The organism is Ancylobacter sp. 3268, assembly GCF_031456575.1.
In the GTDB taxonomy this organism is placed as follows: domain Bacteria; phylum Pseudomonadota; class Alphaproteobacteria; order Rhizobiales; family Xanthobacteraceae; genus Ancylobacter.
Map to the genome: position 1 here is coordinate 174,818 of NZ_JAVDUX010000001.1, position 17,728 is coordinate 192,545.

The 17,728-nt window shown below is 67.3% G+C and carries 20 protein-coding genes; 7 read left to right on the top strand and 13 right to left on the bottom strand.

Going from position 1 to position 17,728, the window contains the following annotated elements:
• The first annotated feature begins 18 nt into the window (after window positions 1–18).
• From pqqA to J2X65_RS00855, 7 genes are all read left to right on the top strand, one after another.
• Window positions 19–111: a pyrroloquinoline quinone precursor peptide PqqA gene (gene pqqA, locus J2X65_RS00825; RefSeq protein ID WP_310196620.1), complete on the top strand. Its 93-nt coding sequence runs from the start codon at window positions 19–21 to the stop codon at window positions 109–111.
• A 36-nt stretch (window positions 112–147) separates the two neighbouring features.
• Window positions 148–1,113: a pyrroloquinoline quinone biosynthesis protein PqqB gene (gene pqqB, locus J2X65_RS00830; RefSeq protein ID WP_310196623.1), complete on the top strand. Its 966-nt coding sequence runs from the start codon at window positions 148–150 to the stop codon at window positions 1,111–1,113.
• Complete coding sequence (gene pqqC, locus J2X65_RS00835) at window positions 1,110–1,862, top strand: pyrroloquinoline-quinone synthase PqqC (RefSeq protein ID WP_310196626.1); 753 nt, start codon at window positions 1,110–1,112, stop codon at window positions 1,860–1,862. The genes pqqB and pqqC overlap by 4 nt, the downstream gene beginning before the upstream one ends.
• Window positions 1,863–2,165 carry a pyrroloquinoline quinone biosynthesis peptide chaperone PqqD gene (gene pqqD / locus J2X65_RS00840; protein ID WP_310196628.1) on the top strand — a complete coding sequence of 101 codons (303 nt, stop codon included), beginning with the start codon at window positions 1,863–1,865 and terminating at the stop codon, window positions 2,163–2,165.
• A gap of 80 nt (window positions 2,166–2,245) precedes the next feature.
• Complete coding sequence (gene pqqE, locus J2X65_RS00845) at window positions 2,246–3,322, top strand: pyrroloquinoline quinone biosynthesis protein PqqE (protein ID WP_404977649.1); 1,077 nt, start codon at window positions 2,246–2,248, stop codon at window positions 3,320–3,322.
• 19 nt (window positions 3,323–3,341) lie between these two features.
• Window positions 3,342–4,055 carry a hypothetical protein gene (locus J2X65_RS00850; protein WP_310196633.1) on the top strand — a complete coding sequence of 238 codons (714 nt, stop codon included), beginning with the start codon at window positions 3,342–3,344 and terminating at the stop codon, window positions 4,053–4,055.
• Between the two features lie 187 nt (window positions 4,056–4,242).
• Entirely contained in the window at window positions 4,243–4,608 is a 366-nt protein-coding gene (locus tag J2X65_RS00855; protein WP_310197381.1) for a hypothetical protein, read from the top strand.
• A gap of 318 nt (window positions 4,609–4,926) precedes the next feature.
• On the opposite strand, the gene J2X65_RS00860 is transcribed toward J2X65_RS00855, so the two are convergent.
• From J2X65_RS00860 to J2X65_RS00920, 13 genes are all read right to left on the bottom strand, one after another.
• A complete protein-coding gene (locus tag J2X65_RS00860; RefSeq protein WP_310196635.1) occupies window positions 4,927–5,757 on the bottom strand; it encodes a quinoprotein dehydrogenase-associated SoxYZ-like carrier in 831 nt (276 codons plus the stop codon).
• 128 nt (window positions 5,758–5,885) lie between these two features.
• Window positions 5,886–7,094, bottom strand: a complete 1,209-nt coding sequence (locus tag J2X65_RS00865) for an MFS transporter (protein WP_310196637.1) — start codon at window positions 7,092–7,094, stop codon at window positions 5,886–5,888.
• A 28-nt stretch (window positions 7,095–7,122) separates the two neighbouring features.
• Window positions 7,123–7,947 carry an aldo/keto reductase gene (locus J2X65_RS00870; RefSeq protein ID WP_310196640.1) on the bottom strand — a complete coding sequence of 275 codons (825 nt, stop codon included), beginning with the start codon at window positions 7,945–7,947 and terminating at the stop codon, window positions 7,123–7,125.
• A 371-nt stretch (window positions 7,948–8,318) separates the two neighbouring features.
• On the bottom strand, window positions 8,319–8,465 hold the full coding sequence (locus tag J2X65_RS00875; RefSeq protein ID WP_310196642.1) for a hypothetical protein: 147 nt from the start codon (window positions 8,463–8,465) through the stop codon (window positions 8,319–8,321).
• A 415-nt stretch (window positions 8,466–8,880) separates the two neighbouring features.
• A complete protein-coding gene (locus tag J2X65_RS00880) occupies window positions 8,881–9,399 on the bottom strand; it encodes a gluconokinase (RefSeq protein WP_310196645.1) in 519 nt (172 codons plus the stop codon).
• Window positions 9,400–9,532: 133 nt separating this feature from the next.
• Complete coding sequence (locus tag J2X65_RS00885; protein WP_310196647.1) at window positions 9,533–10,570, bottom strand: L-idonate 5-dehydrogenase; 1,038 nt, start codon at window positions 10,568–10,570, stop codon at window positions 9,533–9,535.
• Between the two features lie 59 nt (window positions 10,571–10,629).
• Window positions 10,630–11,910, bottom strand: coding sequence for a TRAP transporter large permease subunit (locus J2X65_RS00890; RefSeq protein WP_310196649.1), 1,281 nt, complete (start codon window positions 11,908–11,910; stop codon window positions 10,630–10,632).
• A gap of 2 nt (window positions 11,911–11,912) precedes the next feature.
• On the bottom strand, window positions 11,913–12,488 hold the full coding sequence (locus tag J2X65_RS00895) for a TRAP transporter small permease (protein ID WP_310196651.1): 576 nt from the start codon (window positions 12,486–12,488) through the stop codon (window positions 11,913–11,915).
• 153 nt (window positions 12,489–12,641) lie between these two features.
• The gene (locus tag J2X65_RS00900) at window positions 12,642–13,658 is read right to left on the bottom strand and encodes a TRAP transporter substrate-binding protein (RefSeq protein WP_310196653.1); all 1,017 of its coding nucleotides are present in this window, start codon (window positions 13,656–13,658) and stop codon (window positions 12,642–12,644) included.
• A 64-nt stretch (window positions 13,659–13,722) separates the two neighbouring features.
• Window positions 13,723–14,493, bottom strand: coding sequence for an SDR family oxidoreductase (locus J2X65_RS00905; protein ID WP_310196656.1), 771 nt, complete (start codon window positions 14,491–14,493; stop codon window positions 13,723–13,725).
• A gap of 11 nt (window positions 14,494–14,504) precedes the next feature.
• Window positions 14,505–15,704 (bottom strand): mandelate racemase/muconate lactonizing enzyme family protein, encoded by a 1,200-nt coding sequence (locus J2X65_RS00910; RefSeq protein WP_310196658.1) that lies wholly within the window; start codon window positions 15,702–15,704, stop codon window positions 14,505–14,507.
• 66 nt (window positions 15,705–15,770) lie between these two features.
• Complete coding sequence (locus J2X65_RS00915; RefSeq protein ID WP_310196661.1) at window positions 15,771–16,796, bottom strand: DctP family TRAP transporter solute-binding subunit; 1,026 nt, start codon at window positions 16,794–16,796, stop codon at window positions 15,771–15,773.
• Complete coding sequence (locus J2X65_RS00920; protein ID WP_310196663.1) at window positions 16,774–17,601, bottom strand: FadR/GntR family transcriptional regulator; 828 nt, start codon at window positions 17,599–17,601, stop codon at window positions 16,774–16,776. Before J2X65_RS00920 ends, J2X65_RS00915 begins: the two co-directional genes overlap by 23 nt.
• Window positions 17,602–17,728: the final 127 nt, after the last annotated feature.

Consider the following 17,728-nt stretch of genomic DNA (forward strand, 5'->3'; position numbering starts at 1 on the left):
TAGAGAGGCGACCATAACATGGAGGAAGTGAAAATGGCCTGGACGACCCCGCGTATCGTCGAAATCTGCGTCGGCCTGGAAGTCAACGCCTACATGCCGGCTGATTTCTGACGTCCGGAGGCGGGACGCGTATCGGAAGGCATCAAGATGCCAGAGGGCACGTCCCGCCTACGGCTTAAGGTTCTGGGCTCTGCGGCCGGCGGGGGCTTCCCGCAATGGAACTGCAGATGCCCGGTGTGCGCTCTCGCCTGGGAGGGCGATCCGCGCGTCAAGCGGCGGACCCAGACCTCCATAGCGGTCAGCGCCGATGGCGAGCGGTGGGCGCTGATCAACTGCGCCCCCGAAATATTGTCGCAGATCCAGTCCTTGCCGGCCCTGCAGCCGCAGCATGGCCGACGGCATACGCCGGTGGCGTCCGTGCTGCTCACCAATGCCGACATCGACCATGTCGCCGGCCTGCTCAGTCTTCGCGAGGGGCAGGCCTTTACCCTCAACGCGACAGCGGCCATCCATGACGTGTTGCGCGCCAATCCGGTTTTCGACGTGCTGGCCGCAGGGCTGGTCGAGCGCCGCCAGATCGGGCTCGACGCGCCGTTCGAGCTGGTCGCTGGGGTGACGGCGGCGCTGTTTCCCGTTCCCGGCAAGATCGCACTCTATCTCGAGGCCGGCGAGATCGCCACCCGTGGCGAGGTCGCCACCGCGCTTGAGGGCGAGCAGACCGTGGGGGTCGAGCTCAGCGACGGCAAGGCCCGCGTCCTGTTCATTCCCGGCTGCGCGCGTATGACCGAGGCGCTCGCCGCGCGGATCGCCGGTGCCGACGCGGTGTTGTTCGACGGCACGGTGTGGCAGGACGACGAGATGATCCGCGCCGGCGTCGGCAGCAAGACCGGCGCCCGCATGGGCCATATGGCGATGGCGGGCGAGGCGGGCTCGATCGCCGCCTTCGCCGGCCTGGAGGTCGGCCGCAAGATCTACGTGCATATCAACAACACCAACCCGGCGCTGATCGAAGGCTCGGCCGAGCGCCGCGCCGCCGAGGCGGCCGGGTGGGAGATCGCCGAGGACGGCATGGACGTCGTGCCGGCGGGCGCGACGATGGAGACCGCATCATGACGACGCTGCTCTCGCCGGAGGAACTCGAGGCGCGGCTGCGCGACGTCGGCCGGCGCCGCTATCACAGCCTGCACCCGTTCCATAAGCTGCTGCATGGCGGCGAACTGAATTTCGGCCAGGTGCAGGCCTGGGCGCTCAACCGCTATTTCTATCAGGCGATGATCCCGGTGAAGGATTCCTCGATCCTGGCGCGGATGGAGGAGCCGGAACTGCGCCGGGCCTGGCGCCAGCGCATCATCGATCATGACGGCGACAGGGAAGGCGAGGGCGGCATCGCCCGCTGGCTGAAGCTGACCGACGGCCTCGGCCTCGACCGCGACTATGTCACCTCGCTTCGCGGGCTGCTGCCGGCCACCCGCTTCGCCGTCGAGGCCTATGTGCATTTCGTGCGCGACAAGTCGCTGCTGGAGGCCATCGCCTCGTCGCTCACGGAGATGTTCTCGCCGGGCATCATCGGCGAGCGTGTCGCCGGCATGCTGAAGAACTATGATTTCGTCTCGAAGGAGACGCTGGCCTATTTCGACAAGCGCCTCACCGAAGCGCCGCGCGATGCCGATTTCGCGCTCGACTACGTCAAGCGCAACGCCCGCACGCCGGAGCAGCAGCAGGCGGTGATCCGGGCGCTGGAATTCAAATGCGACGTGCTGTGGGTTCAGCTCGATGCGCTCTATTTCGCCTATGTCGATCCGGCCATGCCCTATCCCGGCGCATTCATGCCGGAAGCGGCACGTGCCAGGCAGGAGGCCTGAATGACCGCGGAGACCGCCAGCACCCGGCTTCCCGCCACCGGCGTGCCCCGGCTCGCCCGCGGCGTGCGGCTGCGCCATGACGAGGCGCGCGGGCAATGGGTGCTGCTGGCGCCGGAGCGGGTGCTGCAGCCCGACCCGGTGGCGGTGGAGATCCTCAAGCGCGTCGACGGCGCGCGCAGCATCGACGCCATCATCGACGACCTGATCGCCGCCTTTGCGGTGGAGCGCGAGCGCGTCGCGGCCGATGTCGACGCCTTCCTCGCCGACCTCGCCGAAAAGGGAATGGTGGAGGTGGAGCCATGAACGAGGTGGTGAACGTCCTGGCCCGTACGGTGGCGGAAGCCGCGGCGCTGGTCCCCCAGCCGCTGCCTGTGCCCTATGGCATGCTGGCGGAGCTGACGCATCGCTGTCCGCTTATGTGCCCCTATTGCTCCAATCCGGTCGAGCTCGACCGCCGCAATGCCGAACTGGACACCGAGACCTGGCTGCGCGTCTTCGAGGAGGCCGCCCGGCTCGGCGTGTTGCAGGTGCACCTGTCCGGCGGCGAGCCGACCGCCCGCCGCGATCTCGAGCAGATGATCCGCCACTGCGTGAAGGTGGGGCTGTACACCAACCTCATCACCGCCGGCGTCGGCGTCACGCCCGAGCGTCTGCAGGCGATTTCGGAGGCCGGCATCGATCACGTGCAGCTGTCCTTCCAGGGCGCGACGGCGGAGGTGACCGACCACGTGTCCAACTTCAGGGGCGCGCATGAGCGCAAGCTGGCCGTGGCCGGCGAGGTGCGCCGGCTGGGCATTCCGCTGACCATCAATTCGGTGGTGCACCGCGCCAACATCCACCAGATCCCCGATTTCATCGAGCTGGCGCTGAAGCTGGGCGCCCGGCGCATCGAGATAGCCCATGCGCAATATTACGGCTGGGCGCTACGCAATCGCGGCGCGCTGATGCCGACGCGCGAGCAGGTGTTCCACGCCCTCGACGTGGTGGAGGCGGCGCGCGAAAGGCTGAAGGGCGTGCTGACCATCGACGCGGTGGTACCGGACTATTACGCGAAATATCCGAAGCCCTGCATGAATGGCTGGGGCCGGCAGTCGCTTAATGTCACGCCGTCCGGCAAGGTACTGCCCTGCCATGCCGCCGAGACCATCCCCGATCTCGACTTCTGGAACGTGCGCGAGCATTCCCTCGCCGAGATCTGGCAGGCCTCGCCAGCCTTCAACGCCTTTCGCGGCACCGACTGGATGCCGGACCTCTGCCGCTCCTGCGAGCGCAAGGAGAAGGACTGGGGCGGCTGCCGCTGCCAGGCGATGGCGATTGCCGGCGATGCGGCGGCGACCGATCCCGCCTGCCACAAGTCGCCGCTGCACGCCCATCTGCTGGCACTGGCGGAAGCCGACGCCGCCGCCGGCGTGGTGGATTACGACTATCGCCGCTTTTCGACCCCCGACCGGGCGCAGTGACGCCTTCCGGAGCCCCCGCATGCGCCTGATGCCTTCTCGCCTTCCGCTTAGCCGCCTCGCCGTTCTCGCGATCCTGCCGGTCCTTGCCGGCACCGCCGTGCTGCCGGCCGGCGCGGCGATCGCCCAGCCCGGCCCGGTGGAGCTGTTTTTCGAGACGCCCTATCTCGCCAAGCTGCCGAGCGGCACCCGCCTCTCCTACGATTATACCCATACCACGGCCCGCAAGGATCTCGGCGACAGTTTCGACGAGACCATGCAGCTCACGGTGGTGCCGGCGGAAGAGGATGCCTCCAAGCAGGTCGCCAAGGTGGATATACGTCGTGGCGAGGTGGAGCGCGGCGCCGGCCCGTTCCCGGCGATGAGCAATCCGCTGACGCTGGTGCTGCTGGAGCGCGAGGCGAAGGAGATCACCGATCTCAGCAAGGGCAGCCCCTACTACATCCGCAACCGCCTGCGCGACGCGCTGGCCAATGCCAAGGTGGAGCCCACCCGCTTCGACTATGACGGCAAGTCGGTGGCGGGCTGGAAGATGAGCATGACGCCGTTCGCCGACGATCCGCACAAGCAGCAGCTGGTGGAGATCATCAACCGCCGCTACGAGTTCCTGTTCTCGGACGAGGTGCCCGGCGGTCTCTACGCGATGCGGGTGGTGACGCCGCAGGCGGATGGCAAGGCCATCATCGAGACCAGCGTGACGCTTTCCGACCAGCCCGCCCCCGCGGCGGTGAAATGAGCATCGGGCCTTCGCGCTGCCGCGCGGGCCGGAAGAGACAGAGCGCCGGCCAACGGCGAAGAAACGGAGCAAGGCCATGCGCATTATGACCGGGGCCGCGATCGGCCTTTGCCTGTGTCTCGTCACCGGCGCCGCCTTTGCCCAGGCCGGCACGCCAGCACCGGCCGCGGCGCGCGCACCGGGAGCGATGGCGGCTGGCGATCCTGCCGGCACCCTCGTCGGTCCCGCCGGGGTGAGCCGGCCGGCGCCGTCCGCCAACGTGCCACCTGGCTTCATCAGCGATTATCCCACCGTCGCGCGGGCCGACTATGTGTTCGGCTGCATGGCGGCGAACGGCCAGACCCGGCCGGCGCTGGAGAAATGCTCCTGTTCGATCGACACCATCGCGACCATCCTGCCCTATGAGAAATATGTCGAGGCGGAGACGATCCTCAGCGTCGGCCAGGTGGCCGGGCAGCAGGCCGAGGTCTTCCGCTCGACCGGCATGTTCCGCGACATGGTTGCCGATCTGCGCCGCGCCCAGGCCGAAGCCGAGGTGACCTGCTTCTATTGAGGCCGGCCCCGGCAGCCTTATCGGCGGGCCGAAACGCCGTCGCCGGCTGGGCGTCAGTCCGGGGTGGCGAGCGTCGTCCTGCGCTCGTCCCGTCCGATTTCGACAGGACGCCGCTCGGCGGCCAATGAGAGGCATCGGGCGGTCACGCTCGCTTGTTGCGTCCGCAGCACCCCCCGCTGTCCCCGCAAAAGGGCGGATGACCGTAGTCCTCGCCCGGTCATCCAACCCGCAAGCCGCTTAGAGCAGGGGGCCCGCGGCGGCGTACGGGCTGTCGCTCCAACTTCGGATGCTGCCGTGGCCTTGGGGGATCCGATGCACTCAGCCGGCAGGCTTCAATTCGCCTTCGAAGGTGCGCCCATCGGTGTCACCGGCATTGACGTGAATCTGCTGCCCGGTCGGCTCGAAGGAGAATTGCAGGTTGGGATCCTCGCTCAGCGAGATGCCGCCTTCCATGGAAAGAATCAGCGCATCGCCCTGCCTGACGTCGATACGGTCGACATATTTCGCCGGGATATACAGCCGGGTGATCTGGTCCATCTGCAGCCCGGAATAGTTGGGATGCCGGATCATCAGCTGGACGCGGGCGAACCGGTTCGCCTTGGTGGCGTCGCCCAGCTGGCCCGGCTGGACCAGCCGCATTTTCATCTGGCCGATGTTCTTCAGCGCCGCTTCCTCGTCCTTCATCGCCGGGGCCGAGCAGCCGCCCGACGCCTTGACGTAGCGCTGCGCCATTTGCAGCGAGCCGTCCGAAAGCTGTGCTACTGCACGCACATAGCTGTAGGAGTTCACCCGGATGCGGGTGGCCAGGGCGAGGTCGTGGCGCTCGCCGCCGAAGGTGAAGGTCGCGGCGACGGGGGCGGGGTTCTCGTCGACAATGAGGGTGAGCTTCTCCACCGTGCGGGCATCGCCCGGCGGCAGCGCCACGGCGATCTCGATGGGCACCATCGCGGCGTCCTCGGCGCGGGTCGGTGCGGTGAGCGTCACCAGCGGGCCGGCATCGGCTATGGGGCGCTCGCCGAATATGTCCGGCTTCAACGCCTGCCAGGTGGCGTCGGCTCCCGCCTCCTGCGCCGAGCCGGCGGCGGAAAGGGCGACCAGCAGCGTGGCCGCCATGATCGATGTGGCGAGTACCGCCTTGGCGAGGCGCATGACAACTCTCCCGCTATGTCCGCCGGGTCGTTTCCCGCCCGGCGGTTCAGGAGCCGATCATACGCCTGCGTGGCGTGCCGGATAGCTCAAATCATCGTTGGCCGATCCGGCAGGCCACGTCGTGCGCCTCACGCCCGGCAGGGCTGCGTCGCCCGCCGGGCGCGGCCGAGCCATGCCAGCGCCAGTCCGCCGGCCGCCAGCAGCCCGCCGGCCACCGGCACCGCCTGATAGCCGAGATCGAGGCTGATCACCCCGCCGCCCACCGCGGCGCCGAGCGCGTTGCCGAGATTGAACGCACCGACATTGATGGAGGATGCGAGGCCCGGCGCCTCGGCCGCCGCCTGCATCACCCGCATCTGCACGGGGGGGACGATGGCGAAGGCGGCGGCGCCCCAGACCAGCAGCCCGATCGCCGCGCCGACATGGCTGGTCAGCAGCAGCGGCAGCGCGACCATGATGAGGGCGAGCGCGGCGAGGAAGATCTTCGTCGCGCCATCGAGCGACCAGTCCGCCAACCGGCCGCCAAGGCCGTTGCCGAGGGTGAAGCCGACGCCGATCAGCACCAAAGTGAGAGTGACGAAGGTGTTCGAAGCACCGGTCAGTTCCTCCAGCACCGGGGCAACATAGGTGTAGAGGGTGAACATGGCGCCGGCGCCCAGCACCGTGGTCGCCATGGCCAGCAGCACGGTCGGATGCGTCAGCACGCGCAGCTCCCGCCGCACATCGGGGAGCTTGCCCGCCTCGCCCCGCGGCAGCGCCAGCCACAGCGAGACGATGGCGACCAGACCCAGCACGGCCGTGCCGGCGAACGCCATGCGCCAGCCGATCTGCTGGCCGACCCAGGTCGCCGCCGGCACGCCGCCGATATTGGCGATGGTGAGGCCCATGAACATGGTCGCGACGGCGCTGGCCTGCTTCTCCTTCGGCACCACGCTTGCCGCCACGATGGCGCCGAGGCCGAAGAAGGCGCCATGGTTCAGGCTGGTGACGAGGCGGGAAGCCAGCAGCGTGTAGTAGTCCGGCGACAGGGCCGAGAGCAGGTTGCCGACGGTGAAGATGCCCATCAGCAGCATCAGCGCGGTCCGCTTGCCGAACCGGCTGAAGGCGAGCGTCATCACCGGCGCGCCGACCATCACGCCGATGGCGTAGGCACTGACCAGCAGGCCGGCGGTCGGGATCGAGACGTCGACGCCCTCGGCGATGACCGGAAGCAGCCCCATCGGCGTAAATTCCGTGGTGCCGATGCCGAAGGCGCCGACGGCGAGGGCGAGGAGCGGCCAGTTGATGCCGCCGCTCCGGCGTGCTCCGGCCCGTGCGTCCGATGCTATGGGGTCCATGTCGTGCTTCCCGCTCTCTCTGCCGCGTTTACGCGTCCCAGGCCGGCGCCAGGCCGGGCGGGCTGACCAGTCGCCCATCGGGGCGGGCGCGCTTTCCGATCGCCGCCATCTCCTCGTCGCTGAGCACGAAGTCGAAGATGGCGATGTTCTCGGCCACCCGCTCGGGCTTCGCCGTCTTGGACAGGGCGACGAAGCCCTGCTGGATCAGCCAGCGCAGGCCGACCTGGGCGGCGCTCTTGCCGTGCCTGGCGCCGATGGCGCGCAGCTGTTCATCACGCGGCACCGCGCTATCGGCCATGCCGAAATAGGCGGTGAGGCTGACCCCTGCGGCGGCGGCGGCCTTCACCATTGCCCGCTGATCGAGATAGGGATGAAGCTCGATCTGGTTCGTGACGATCGGCGCGCCGCTCAGCGCCACGGATTCGCGCAGCTGGGCGACGTTCTGGTTGCTGACGCCGATGAAGCGGGTGCGGCCGGCGGCCTGCGCCGCATTGAGCATGGCGATCTGCTCGGCAATCGCCACTTTGTCGCCGGGCCAGTGCAGCAGCAGCAGATCCACCTGGTCGACTTTCAGCTTGTCGAGGCTCTCCTCCACCGAGGCCGCGAACGGCCCGGGGCTGTATTTGTCGACCCAGACCTTAGTGGTGAGGAACAGATCCTCGCGGCGCGCCCCGGCGGCATGCAGGGCACGGCCGAGCGCGGCTTCGTTGCCATAGATCTGCGCGGTATCGAAATGGGTGAAGCCGGCTTCGAGCGCTGCCGGTACGACCCGTTCCACTTCATCGTCCGACATGCGGAAGACGCCGAAGCCGAGGGCGGGGATCTCGGCGCCCTTGACGGACACGGTCTGCATGCGAGTGCTCCTGATGGATGGTTATGCGGTAATCGCCGCCTTGTCCGCGTCACACGCCGGGACGATCCCGAACGGTGGTTCGTCGATCATTGCCAGGACGGGCCGCCGGCCGGGGATCGCTTCGATGGAGGCGCCGGCGTTGGCGGGGCGACCATGCCACGTGCACCCGTCCTGCTCGAGCGAGGTGCTCGAGGCGGGCCCTATGCCGTGGCCGGCTGATGGCGTGATGGCTGGACGCTTCTGCATGAGCCCCACATAAGACGGCAGGGCCGTCGCGATAATGCGCCTGAAACCCACATCATCTGTGAAATGATTTCACAGGCCGCATCCGGGCGCCGGCCGGCATCCAGCCTCCCACGCGCATCGCGCGATCAGGGGCGCGGCGCCGAGAGCTGCGACAGCACGATTTCCGTCATCGTCCTCGAATGTCCAGCGCTCGACACATCGCGGCGGCCATCCGGCCGCGCGGCAAGCGCGCAAACCGCCACGACACAGGAAAAGGCGACGACGGTCAGCATCCGCGCATTCATGGCTCATTCCTCCCTCGCGCCGGGACTTGCAGGCGGTAAGTGGCAGGTTAAGCAGCCGGGGGCTGATGCCCCATTATCCGCTGGCATCGATGCCTCATCGAGGGATATCGCCCGATCATCCCTTGGTTTGCATGGGAATGCCGACAAGCTTCTTCAACGGGGGAGAAATGTCGGGGCGGTGGCCAAGCCGCGCCGATCCACCGGCTTTCCGCGTGGCGACGAAGACGCCGGTGACATTCACCGCGATCCTGAGTTCATAGGTATCGAGGCGCTCTCCTCGATCGGCCCGCTAGGGCCAAGCCCGGCATTGTTGACCAGGATGCCGATGCCGCCGGACGCTTCGATGGTGTGGACGACAGCCTTCGGCGCATAGCGCCGCGGCGTCCGCGGGGCGTGCGCGCCGTCAGCCGGGCACATCCTGCCGGTGAAGGAGGACCTTGCGCGCCTCGGCGATGATCTCGGATGGCGACCGGGTGATGGACAGCCGCACCGGGTCCTCGTCGGCCGCCGGCGGCTCCAGGGTGGCGATCTGGCTGTCCAGCAGCGAGACGGTGGCGAAATGGCCGGGGCGGGCGCGCATGCGCTCGGCGATGACCTCACGCGGGCCGTCGAGGAAGACGAAGCGCACTGCGCCCAGCCGCTCGCGCAGAAAGTCGCGATAGCTTCGTTTCAGCGCCGAACAGGCGATCACCACCGGACGCTTCGGTTCGGCCCTGGCGGTCTCGCATACGGTCGCGAGCCAGGGCCAGCGCATCTCGTCGGTGAGGCCTATCCCCTGTCGCATCCGCTCGACATTGTCGGCGCTATGCAGGCGGTCCGCCTCGATGAAGGTGCCGGCGAGCGCAGTGGCGAGGCCTTCGGCGACCGCGCTCTTGCCGCAGCCGGACACGCCCATCACCACGATGAAGTCGGGGGCCGCCATATGCGCATCCTCAAGAGAGCCGGGACCATCGTCGCGGCCGGGGTATGAATCGGCATCCTATAGCAGCGTCGCTGCTGCGGCGGCGAGCGCCGTAACGGTCGCCGCCCGCCGGTGGCGCGCGGGCCGGAGCCGGTCAGGCCCCGAAGCGGAACTGCACCTTCATCGCCCGGCGACGGTCCGAGGCGAGGGCGAAGGCGGCCGCGGCCTCCTCGATCGGGAAACTGCCGGTCAGCAGCGGCGACAGGTCGACCGCTCCGCTCGAGACCAGCTCTGCGGCGCGGGCGAACTCCGTGTCGAAACGGAAGCTGCCCTTTATGTCGAGTTCCTTGGCGACGATGCTGTTCATCGGCAGCGGCAGGTCGCCGCCAAGGCCGACCAGCACGATGGTGCCGCGCGGGCGCACCAGTTCGATGGCCGTCGACAGTGCGGCGGCATTGCCGGAGCATTCCAGGGCGGCGTCCACGCGGCCCTTGTCGCGGGCGAGGTCGGCCAGCGCCCCGGTGCCGCCGGACACGTCGACGCAGCGCGTCGCGCCGAGACGCGCGGCGATCGCCAAAGCCTCGGGCGCGATGTCGGTGGCGATGATCTCGGCGGCGCCGGCCAGCTTTACCCCGGCGATTACCAGACAGCCGATCGGGCCGCAGCCGGAGACCAGGACCGTCTTGCCCTCGAGCCCGCCCGCTTGCGCTACCGCGTGCAGCGCCACCGCGAAGGGCTCGCACAGGGCGGCGAGGGCGAGATCGACCTCCGGGCCGACCTTCACCGCCTGCGCTTCCGGCACGGTCATCTCTTCGCGGAAGGCGCCCTGCACGTGCGGAAACCGCATCGCGCTGCCGTAGAAGCGCATGTCGAGGCACTGGTTGCGCAGTCCCTGCCGGCAATATTCGCACTGCCCGCAGGGGCCGGAGGGATTGACCGCCACCCGGTCGCCCACCGCGAGGCGGCTGACCGCCGACCCCACCGCGGCCACCGTGCCGGCGACCTCGTGGCCGAGCACCATCGGCTGCTTCAGCCGCACCGTGCCGAAGCCGCCATTATGGAAGTAATGCAGGTCCGAGCCGCAGATGCCGCCCGCGCCCATGCGCACCAGCACCTCGTTTGGGCCCGGCGCCGGCGCCGGCAGCGGCTCGATGCGCAGATCGTGCGGGGCGTGGATGACGATGGCGCGCATGGGACAGGTCCTTCGGTCGAAAATTGCCGGGAATAGGGGAGAGGTGGAGGACCCGGCGATCACCGGGTCATCCAGGCCAGCGGCCACATGACGATCTGCGGGAACAGCACCAGCAGGAACATCACGATGGTCTGGGCGATCAGGAAAGGCGTGACGCCGCGGATCACCCCGCTCATCGGCACCTTGGCGACGCCGCACACCACGTTGAGCACCGTGCCGACCGGCGGCGTCACCAGCCCGAGCGCGTTGTTCATGATGAACAGCACGCCGAAATAGACCGGGTCGATGCCCGCCTGCTTGATCACCGGCATCAGCACCGGGGTGAGGATCAGCACGGTCGGAGTGAAGTCGAGCGCCGTGCCAACGATCAGCACCAGGATCATCAGGATCGTCGTCAGCAGCATCGGGCTGTCCATGAACGGCGCGACCATCTCGGCCAACTGCTGGGGAATGTCGGCGGTGGTGATCAGCCAGGCCGACACGCCGGCGGCGGCGACCAGGAACATGATGACGGCAGTGGTCTCCGCCGCGCGGTAGATCAGGTGGAACAAGTCGCGGATCTTGATCTCGCGATAGATCACCACGCCGACGAACAGCGAATAGACGGCGGCGATGACCGCGGCTTCGGTGGGGGTGAAGATGCCGAACTTCAATCCGCCGATGATCACCACCGGCAGCAGCAGCGCCCAGAAGGCGTCACGTGTCTCGGCGAGGCGTTCCTTCATGCTGCGCCTGGGCTCGGTACGCGGATTGTCCCGGTTGATGCACCAGCGCCAGGCCAGCATGATCGCCAAGCCCATCATGATGCCCGGCACGATGCCGGCGATGAACAGCTTGGTGATCGACACCCCGCCGGTGACGCCGAAGATGATCAGGCCGATGGAGGGCGGGATCACCGGGGCGATGATGCCGCCGCAGGCGATGAGGCCGCAGGAGCGGTTCACGTCATAGCCGGCGTTGCGCATCAGCGGCACCAGCACCGAGGCGAGCGCCGCGGTGTCGGCGACCGCCGAGCCCGACAGCGAGGCCATGATCACCGCCGCCATCACCGCCACATAGCCGAGGCCGCCGCGGATGTGGCCGATCCAGGCCATCGCCATGGTGATGATGCGCCGGGTCATGCCGCCGGCATTCATGAACTCGCCGGCCAGCATGAAGAAGGGCACGGCGAGCAGCGGGAAGGAGTTGGCCCCGTCCCACATGTTCTGGATGATGATCTGCGGGTCGGTGAAGCCCATATAGAACATCATGACCAGGCCGCAGCCGATCAGCGCGAAGGCGACCGGCATGCCCAGCGCCATGAGCGCGAGCAGGGAGCCGACGAAAACGAAGACGATCATGATCAGCTCCCCTTGCGCGCGATCTGTTCGGCGAGCTCGTGCTCGACTTCCTGGATCTCCGACATGCCTTCTTCATTGACGTCGATGAGCTCGTGTTCCTCGACCATGCCGAGGAACAGCCGGACCAGGTTGGCGATGCAGATGATGCCGATGGCGGTGCCGGTGACATAGCTCACGCCATAGACCCAGAGCGTGGAGATCTGCGCGACCGGCGAGGCGTTGCCGGCGATGATCTCGTGCTGCAGCCAGGTGCCGTAGACGATATAGCCGGAGCAGATCAGCATGATGGCCTGGCTGATGCCCCAGCAAACCTTGCGTCCGATGACCGGCAGGGCCTGCACCACGATGTCGACGCCGAGATGCGCCCGCCGGTGCAACCCGACGATGGCGCCGAGAAAGGTCAGCCAGATAAAGGCGAAGCGCGGCATTTCCTCGGAAAGATCGATGCCGCTGTTGAAGAACAGCCTGAGCATCACGTTGCCGAAGACCATGATCAGCATGACGACCATGCAAATGACCATGATGACTTCGAGCAGCCGGTAGAACGCGGCGATCGCCGACTTCAGCAGCTGGTTCATCGGAACACCTTGGGAGACAGGATGCGGCTTTGGCGTCGAGGGCGCGCCGGCACGGGATGGCCGTCGATGCCTCGGCATCGCGCCGCCACCTCTGCGAATGGAAGGCACGGTGGAGGCGGACGGCCGGTGCACGGCCGTCCGCTCCGCAACCGCTCAGTTGCCGCCGCGCGCCTTGGCGATCTCGGCGTAGAAGCCGTCGACGAACTCGTCGCCGATCTGGCCCTTGAACTTGGCGACCACCGGCTTCACCTGCTCCTGGATGCGGGCCAGCTGCTCCGGCGGCACCGCATCGACCTCGACGCCGGCCTCCTTGAACTTGCCGATCACTTCCTTGTCGCCGGCGTCGAGCAGCTGGCGCTGCAGCAGGCCGGCCTCGACCGCGGCCTTGCGGACGCCGTCCTGCTCGGCCGGCGTCAGCTTGTCCCAGAACTTCTTCGAGGCCACCAGCGCCACCGGCGTATAGACGTGGTTGGTCAGCGAGATGTACTTCTGCACTTCCTGCATCTTGTTGGCGTACATGTGCAGCAGCGGGTTCTCCTGGCCGTCGATGGCCTTGACCTCCAGCGCCGGGAACACTTCGGAGAACGGCATCGGCGTCGCATTGGCGCCAATGGTCTTCCAGGTGTCGAGCGCCACCGGATTGGCCATCACGCGCAGCTTCAGCCCGGAAATGTCGTCGAGCTTGGTCACCGGGTGCCGGCTGTTCGACAGGTTGCGGAAGCCCATGCCGGTCCAGGTGAGCCCGACGAGCCCCGAGGGTTCGATCTTCTCGAAGATCTTCTTGGAGGAGGGACCGTCGAGGACCGCATAAACTTCTTTGGTGTTCTGGAACATGAAGGGCAGATCCCAGACCTGCACTTCCTTCACCCGGGTCGACAGCGGCGCCAGCGTGCCGATGTAGAATTCCTGCGTGCCGGCCTGCACCGCCTGGAGCTGCTTCTCGTCGCTGCCGAGCACCGCGCCGTGATAGGTCTGCACCTTCACATTGCCATTGGTGTAGGTGCCGACCAGTTCGGCGAACTTGGTCATTGCCGCCGCCTGGGGGTGGCTGTCCGGCATGGCGTGGCCGATCTTCGCCTTGATCTCGGCCGAAGCGGGCGCCGCGGCAAACAAGGCGGTGGCGGCGAAGAGGGCGGCGTAGGCGACGCGCATTCCAAAATGGGACTTCATGGGGTTTCTCCTTGGCAATATCGACGTATTCTTCTTGAGGGCTCCGCGGCGGCTGCCGCGGGTTTCACAGGACGGCCAGCATGCCTCCATCGACATAGATGATCTGGCCGTTCACATAGTTGGAGGCGGGGGAGGCGAGGAACACCGCCGCTCCCACGAGTTCGTCCGGCAGGCCCCAGCGCCGCGTGGGCGTGCGGCCCTTGACGAAGCTGTCGAACTTCGGATCGTTCATCAGCGCCTCGTTCATGTCGGTCGCCATGTAGCCGGGCCCGATGGCGTTAGACTGGATGCCGTGCTCGGCCCACTCCGCGGCCATGGAGCGGGTGAGCAGTTTGATCCCTCCCTTGGCGGCCGTATAGGGCGCGACCGTCGGGCGGGCGACTTCGCTCATCAACGAGCCGATATTGACGATCTTGCCGCCGGTGCCGCGGGCGATCATGCGCTTGGCGGCCTCGCGGCCGATCAGGAAGGCGCTGGTGAGATTGGTGTCCACCACCCGCCGCCAGTCGGCCGGATCGAGATCCAGCATCGGCTTGCGGAACTGGATGCCGGCATTGTTGACCAGAATGTCGACGGCGAGACCTTCGGCATCGAGGCGTTCGAAGGCGGCGAGGACCGCGGCATCGTCGGCGACGTCGAAGGCGAGCGCCGTGGCGGTCAATCCCTCGGCGGTGAGGGCCTCCGCCGCCGCCGCCGTGCGTTCGGCATTGGTGCCGTTGAGGATGAGGCGGGCGCCGGCCTGGCCGAGGCCGCGGGCGATGGCATAGCCGAGGCCGCGGGCCGAACCGGTGACGAGGGCGGTGCGGCCTTCGAGGGAAAAGAGTGCGAGCGACATGATCATCCCTCTCAGAGCGCGCTGCGGCGGATGGTGAGGTCGTCGCGCGTGAAGACCTCGGGCCTCAGCTCCAGCCCGAGGCCGGGCCCCTCCATCGGATAGGCGTAGCCGTTCTCGATGCGCGGCAGGACGGTGACGAGCTCATTGTACCAGCCGCGATAGAACGCCCGCACCGATTCCTGGATCAGCGTGTTGGGCTGGCTGAACGAGCAATGGATCGCCGCCACGAAGGCGACCGGGCCGGTGCAGTCGTGCGGCGCGAAGGGGCGGTGATAGGTGTCGGCCTGCGCGGCGATCTTGCGGCCCTCGGTGAGCCCGCCGGTCCAGCACAGATCGACCATCACCACATGGGCGGCATCGACGTTCAGATAGTCCTGATAGGCGAAGCGCGAGCCCAGCGTCTCGCTGGCGCACACCCACACATCGGTCGAGCGGGCATATTCCGCCAGCGCCTGCGGCGAGTTCATGCGGATCGGATCCTCGTACCAGGTCGGCGCATAGGGCTCGAGGGCGCGGGCGATCTTCTTGGCGGTCGGCAGGTTCCACAGCGAGTGGAACTCGACCATGATCTCCATCTTGTCGCCGACCGCCTTGCGGATCTTCTCGAACGGGACGATGGCGGCCTTCATCTGCTCGGCGCTGATATGGTTGCCGCCGGTCTCGATGCCGGCCGGGTCGAAGGGCCAGATCTTCATCGCCGTGATGCCTTCGTCCAGCAGGCTCTCGGCCAGCTCGTCGGCGCGGTTCATGAAGGCGTCGAGGTCCTCATAGGGACCTTCGCTCTCGCCGATGCCCCAGGTGGAGACCGGCTTGATGCTCATCGAACGGACATATTTATAGCCGGCGCAGGTATTGTAGAGCCGCAGCTTGTCATGGGCGAGGCCGCCGAGCATCTGGTGGACCGGCTGGTTGCAGACCTTGCCGAAAATGTCCCACAGCGCGAAATCGATGGCGGAGGCGGCGCGATATTCCACGCCGGTCGACGCCTGCGCCAGCGGCAGGTTGACCATTTCGCGGTTGAGCGCCTCGATGCGCAGCGGGTCGCGCCCGAGCAGGCGCCCGGCCAGCGTGTCGTGTATATGCGCCTCGACGGCGCCGGCACCGTAGAAGGTCTCGCCCAGGCCCACCACGCCCTCGTCGGTGTGGACATGAACCCAGAGAAGATTGGCGAATTCCGCGACGCGGATGGTCTCGATGGCGGTGATTTTCATGGATGCACAAGGTTGCATGGCGGTGTAGCCGGCCGGAGTTCGGCCGACCGGCGCACCGGCCGCGTTTCAGTTGGACTGACGGAACTTGCGGATGTCGGCGTTGACGGCCTCGACGAAATCGCGGCCGATGGTATCGGTGTTCTTGTCGAGCACCGGCTGGATGGCGGTGCGGATCTTGTCGAGCTCGGCAGGCGGCATCTCGGTCATCTGCATGCCGTTGTCCTTCAACTCGCCGATGGCCTGTCCCGCCTGACGCAGCTCGGCGGCGCGCTGGAAGGCGCGGGTCTCCTCGGCGGCCTTCTCGACGGCGGACCGCTGCTCGGGTGTCAGGCTGTCCCAGAGCTTGGCGGAGGTCACCAGCACTACCGGCGTGTATACGTGATTGGTGATGGTGAGGTATTTCTGCACCTCATACATCTTGTTGGCGTACATATCGACGACCGGATGCTCGTAGCCGTCGAGCGCCTTGGTCTCCAGCGCGGTATAGACCTCGGTGAAGGCCATCGGCACCGCGTTCATGCCCATGGCATTGAAGCTCGCCAGCGCCATCGGACTCTGCATCACCCGAACCTTGAGGCCCTTCATGTCCGAAAGGGCGTTCAGCGGGCGGCGGCTGTTGGACATGTTGCGGAAGGCGCCGCCCGACCAGACGAGGCCGTGCAGGTTCAGCGGCGACAGGTCGTCGAGCAGCCGGCGGCCCATCGGGCCGTCCAGCACCGCGGCGGCCTCCGCATCGGTCGCGAACAGGAAGGGGAAGTCGAAGATCTGCAGCTTCTTTTGCCGGGCGGCGAGGGGCGACAGGGCGCCCATGTAGAAATCGACCGTGCCCGACTGGGCGGCGATCAGCATCTTCTCTTCCGAGCCCAGCACGGCATTGCCGAAGACGGCGACCTTGATCTTGCCGTCGGTGCGCTTCTCCACCTCGGCGGCGAAGAACTTCATCGCCGCCGCACGCGGATGGCTGTCGGCGAAGGAATGGCCGAGGCGGGTGGTTTTCACCTCCTGGGCGTCACCGGGCGTGACGGCGGCGGCCGAAAGCACGGCGAAGGCGGCAAGCGCCGCAGCAAGGCTACGGCGAGAATAGTTTGCCATGGCGTTTCTCCTCATGACTTTTCTTAGTTTCCCGGCCGAGCTCTTGAATGGCTCGTTGCGCGGACGAGGCTTTGTCCGCTGCATCAGGCAGGTTGGGGATCGCGAGCATCCGGGTGTCGATGCGCAGCACCGCGCGCAGGTCGCGCTGTGCGTCGTCGAGCAGTGCGATCACCGCGGTCTCGGCGTCCAACGGGCGGCGCTGCTCGATCGCCTCGCAGACATGGCGGTGCAGCGGCAGCGAACGCACGCGGCCGCCAGGCAGGGCCGCCACGCGCTCGAAGCAGATGCGCAGCACCGTCGATATCACGCTCTGGAGCTGCGTCACGAACGGATTGGCACAGGCGCGGATGATGGTGTTGTGGAAGTCGAGGTCCGCCGTCGCGTAGTCGCCTTCGCCTTCGACGGCGGCGGCCATGACTTCGTAGGCGGCCCGGATCGCGGCGACTTCTTCCGCACTCGCCCGCTCGGCGGCCAGCCGGGCCGCCGCCGGCTCGACGATGCGGCGCAGTTCCATGATGTCGGTGCCGAGCGACACGTCGACGCCGTTCACATCGGCGCGCCAGATCATCACCTCGGGATCGAGCAGGCTCCACCGGCTCTGATCGAGCACCACCGTGCCCGTGCGCCGGCGCGCCTCGACCATGCCCTTCGACGCCAGCCCCTTGATCGCCTCGCGCAGCACGATGCGGCTGACGCCGAGCTGCACGCACAATACCGGCTCGGCCGGAATCACCTGACCGGGAGGGTAGATCCCGGCGCAGATGTCCTTGCCCAGGCGAGCAAGCGTATCGTGATAAAGCGTCATGCCAATCATCATACGTATGATGATTGAAGAGTCAAAATCATTCGCGAGCGGTCGATCGATCGGGAGCGGCGGCAGGCGGAATGCCGCCGGCAGGTGACGAGGCCGTCGCCTTGTTCCGAGCGAGGGG

What these genes read in the sequence shown, in the direction of transcription:
- pqqA (WP_310196620.1), top strand. Translation starts at nt 19, where the DNA reads ATGGAGGAAGTGAAAATGGCCTGGACGACCCCGCGTATCGTCGAAATC.
- pqqB (WP_310196623.1), top strand. Translation starts at nt 148, where the DNA reads ATGCCAGAGGGCACGTCCCGCCTACGGCTTAAGGTTCTGGGCTCTGCG.
- pqqC (WP_310196626.1), top strand. Translation starts at nt 1,110, where the DNA reads ATGACGACGCTGCTCTCGCCGGAGGAACTCGAGGCGCGGCTGCGCGAC.
- pqqD (WP_310196628.1), top strand. Translation starts at nt 1,863, where the DNA reads ATGACCGCGGAGACCGCCAGCACCCGGCTTCCCGCCACCGGCGTGCCC.
- pqqE (WP_404977649.1), top strand. Translation starts at nt 2,246, where the DNA reads ATGCTGGCGGAGCTGACGCATCGCTGTCCGCTTATGTGCCCCTATTGC.
- J2X65_RS00850 (WP_310196633.1), top strand. Translation starts at nt 3,342, where the DNA reads ATGCGCCTGATGCCTTCTCGCCTTCCGCTTAGCCGCCTCGCCGTTCTC.
- J2X65_RS00855 (WP_310197381.1), top strand. Translation starts at nt 4,243, where the DNA reads ATGGCGGCTGGCGATCCTGCCGGCACCCTCGTCGGTCCCGCCGGGGTG.
- J2X65_RS00860 (WP_310196635.1), bottom strand. Translation starts at nt 5,757, where the DNA reads ATGCGCCTCGCCAAGGCGGTACTCGCCACATCGATCATGGCGGCCACG.
- J2X65_RS00865 (WP_310196637.1), bottom strand. Translation starts at nt 7,094, where the DNA reads ATGGACCCCATAGCATCGGACGCACGGGCCGGAGCACGCCGGAGCGGC.
- J2X65_RS00870 (WP_310196640.1), bottom strand. Translation starts at nt 7,947, where the DNA reads ATGCAGACCGTGTCCGTCAAGGGCGCCGAGATCCCCGCCCTCGGCTTC.
- J2X65_RS00875 (WP_310196642.1), bottom strand. Translation starts at nt 8,465, where the DNA reads ATGCTGACCGTCGTCGCCTTTTCCTGTGTCGTGGCGGTTTGCGCGCTT.
- J2X65_RS00880 (WP_310196645.1), bottom strand. Translation starts at nt 9,399, where the DNA reads ATGGCGGCCCCCGACTTCATCGTGGTGATGGGCGTGTCCGGCTGCGGC.
- J2X65_RS00885 (WP_310196647.1), bottom strand. Translation starts at nt 10,570, where the DNA reads ATGCGCGCCATCGTCATCCACGCCCCGCACGATCTGCGCATCGAGCCG.
- J2X65_RS00890 (WP_310196649.1), bottom strand. Translation starts at nt 11,910, where the DNA reads ATGATCGTCTTCGTTTTCGTCGGCTCCCTGCTCGCGCTCATGGCGCTG.
- J2X65_RS00895 (WP_310196651.1), bottom strand. Translation starts at nt 12,488, where the DNA reads ATGAACCAGCTGCTGAAGTCGGCGATCGCCGCGTTCTACCGGCTGCTC.
- J2X65_RS00900 (WP_310196653.1), bottom strand. Translation starts at nt 13,658, where the DNA reads ATGAAGTCCCATTTTGGAATGCGCGTCGCCTACGCCGCCCTCTTCGCC.
- J2X65_RS00905 (WP_310196656.1), bottom strand. Translation starts at nt 14,493, where the DNA reads ATGTCGCTCGCACTCTTTTCCCTCGAAGGCCGCACCGCCCTCGTCACC.
- J2X65_RS00910 (WP_310196658.1), bottom strand. Translation starts at nt 15,704, where the DNA reads ATGAAAATCACCGCCATCGAGACCATCCGCGTCGCGGAATTCGCCAAT.
- J2X65_RS00915 (WP_310196661.1), bottom strand. Translation starts at nt 16,796, where the DNA reads ATGGCAAACTATTCTCGCCGTAGCCTTGCTGCGGCGCTTGCCGCCTTC.
- J2X65_RS00920 (WP_310196663.1), bottom strand. Translation starts at nt 17,601, where the DNA reads ATGACGCTTTATCACGATACGCTTGCTCGCCTGGGCAAGGACATCTGC.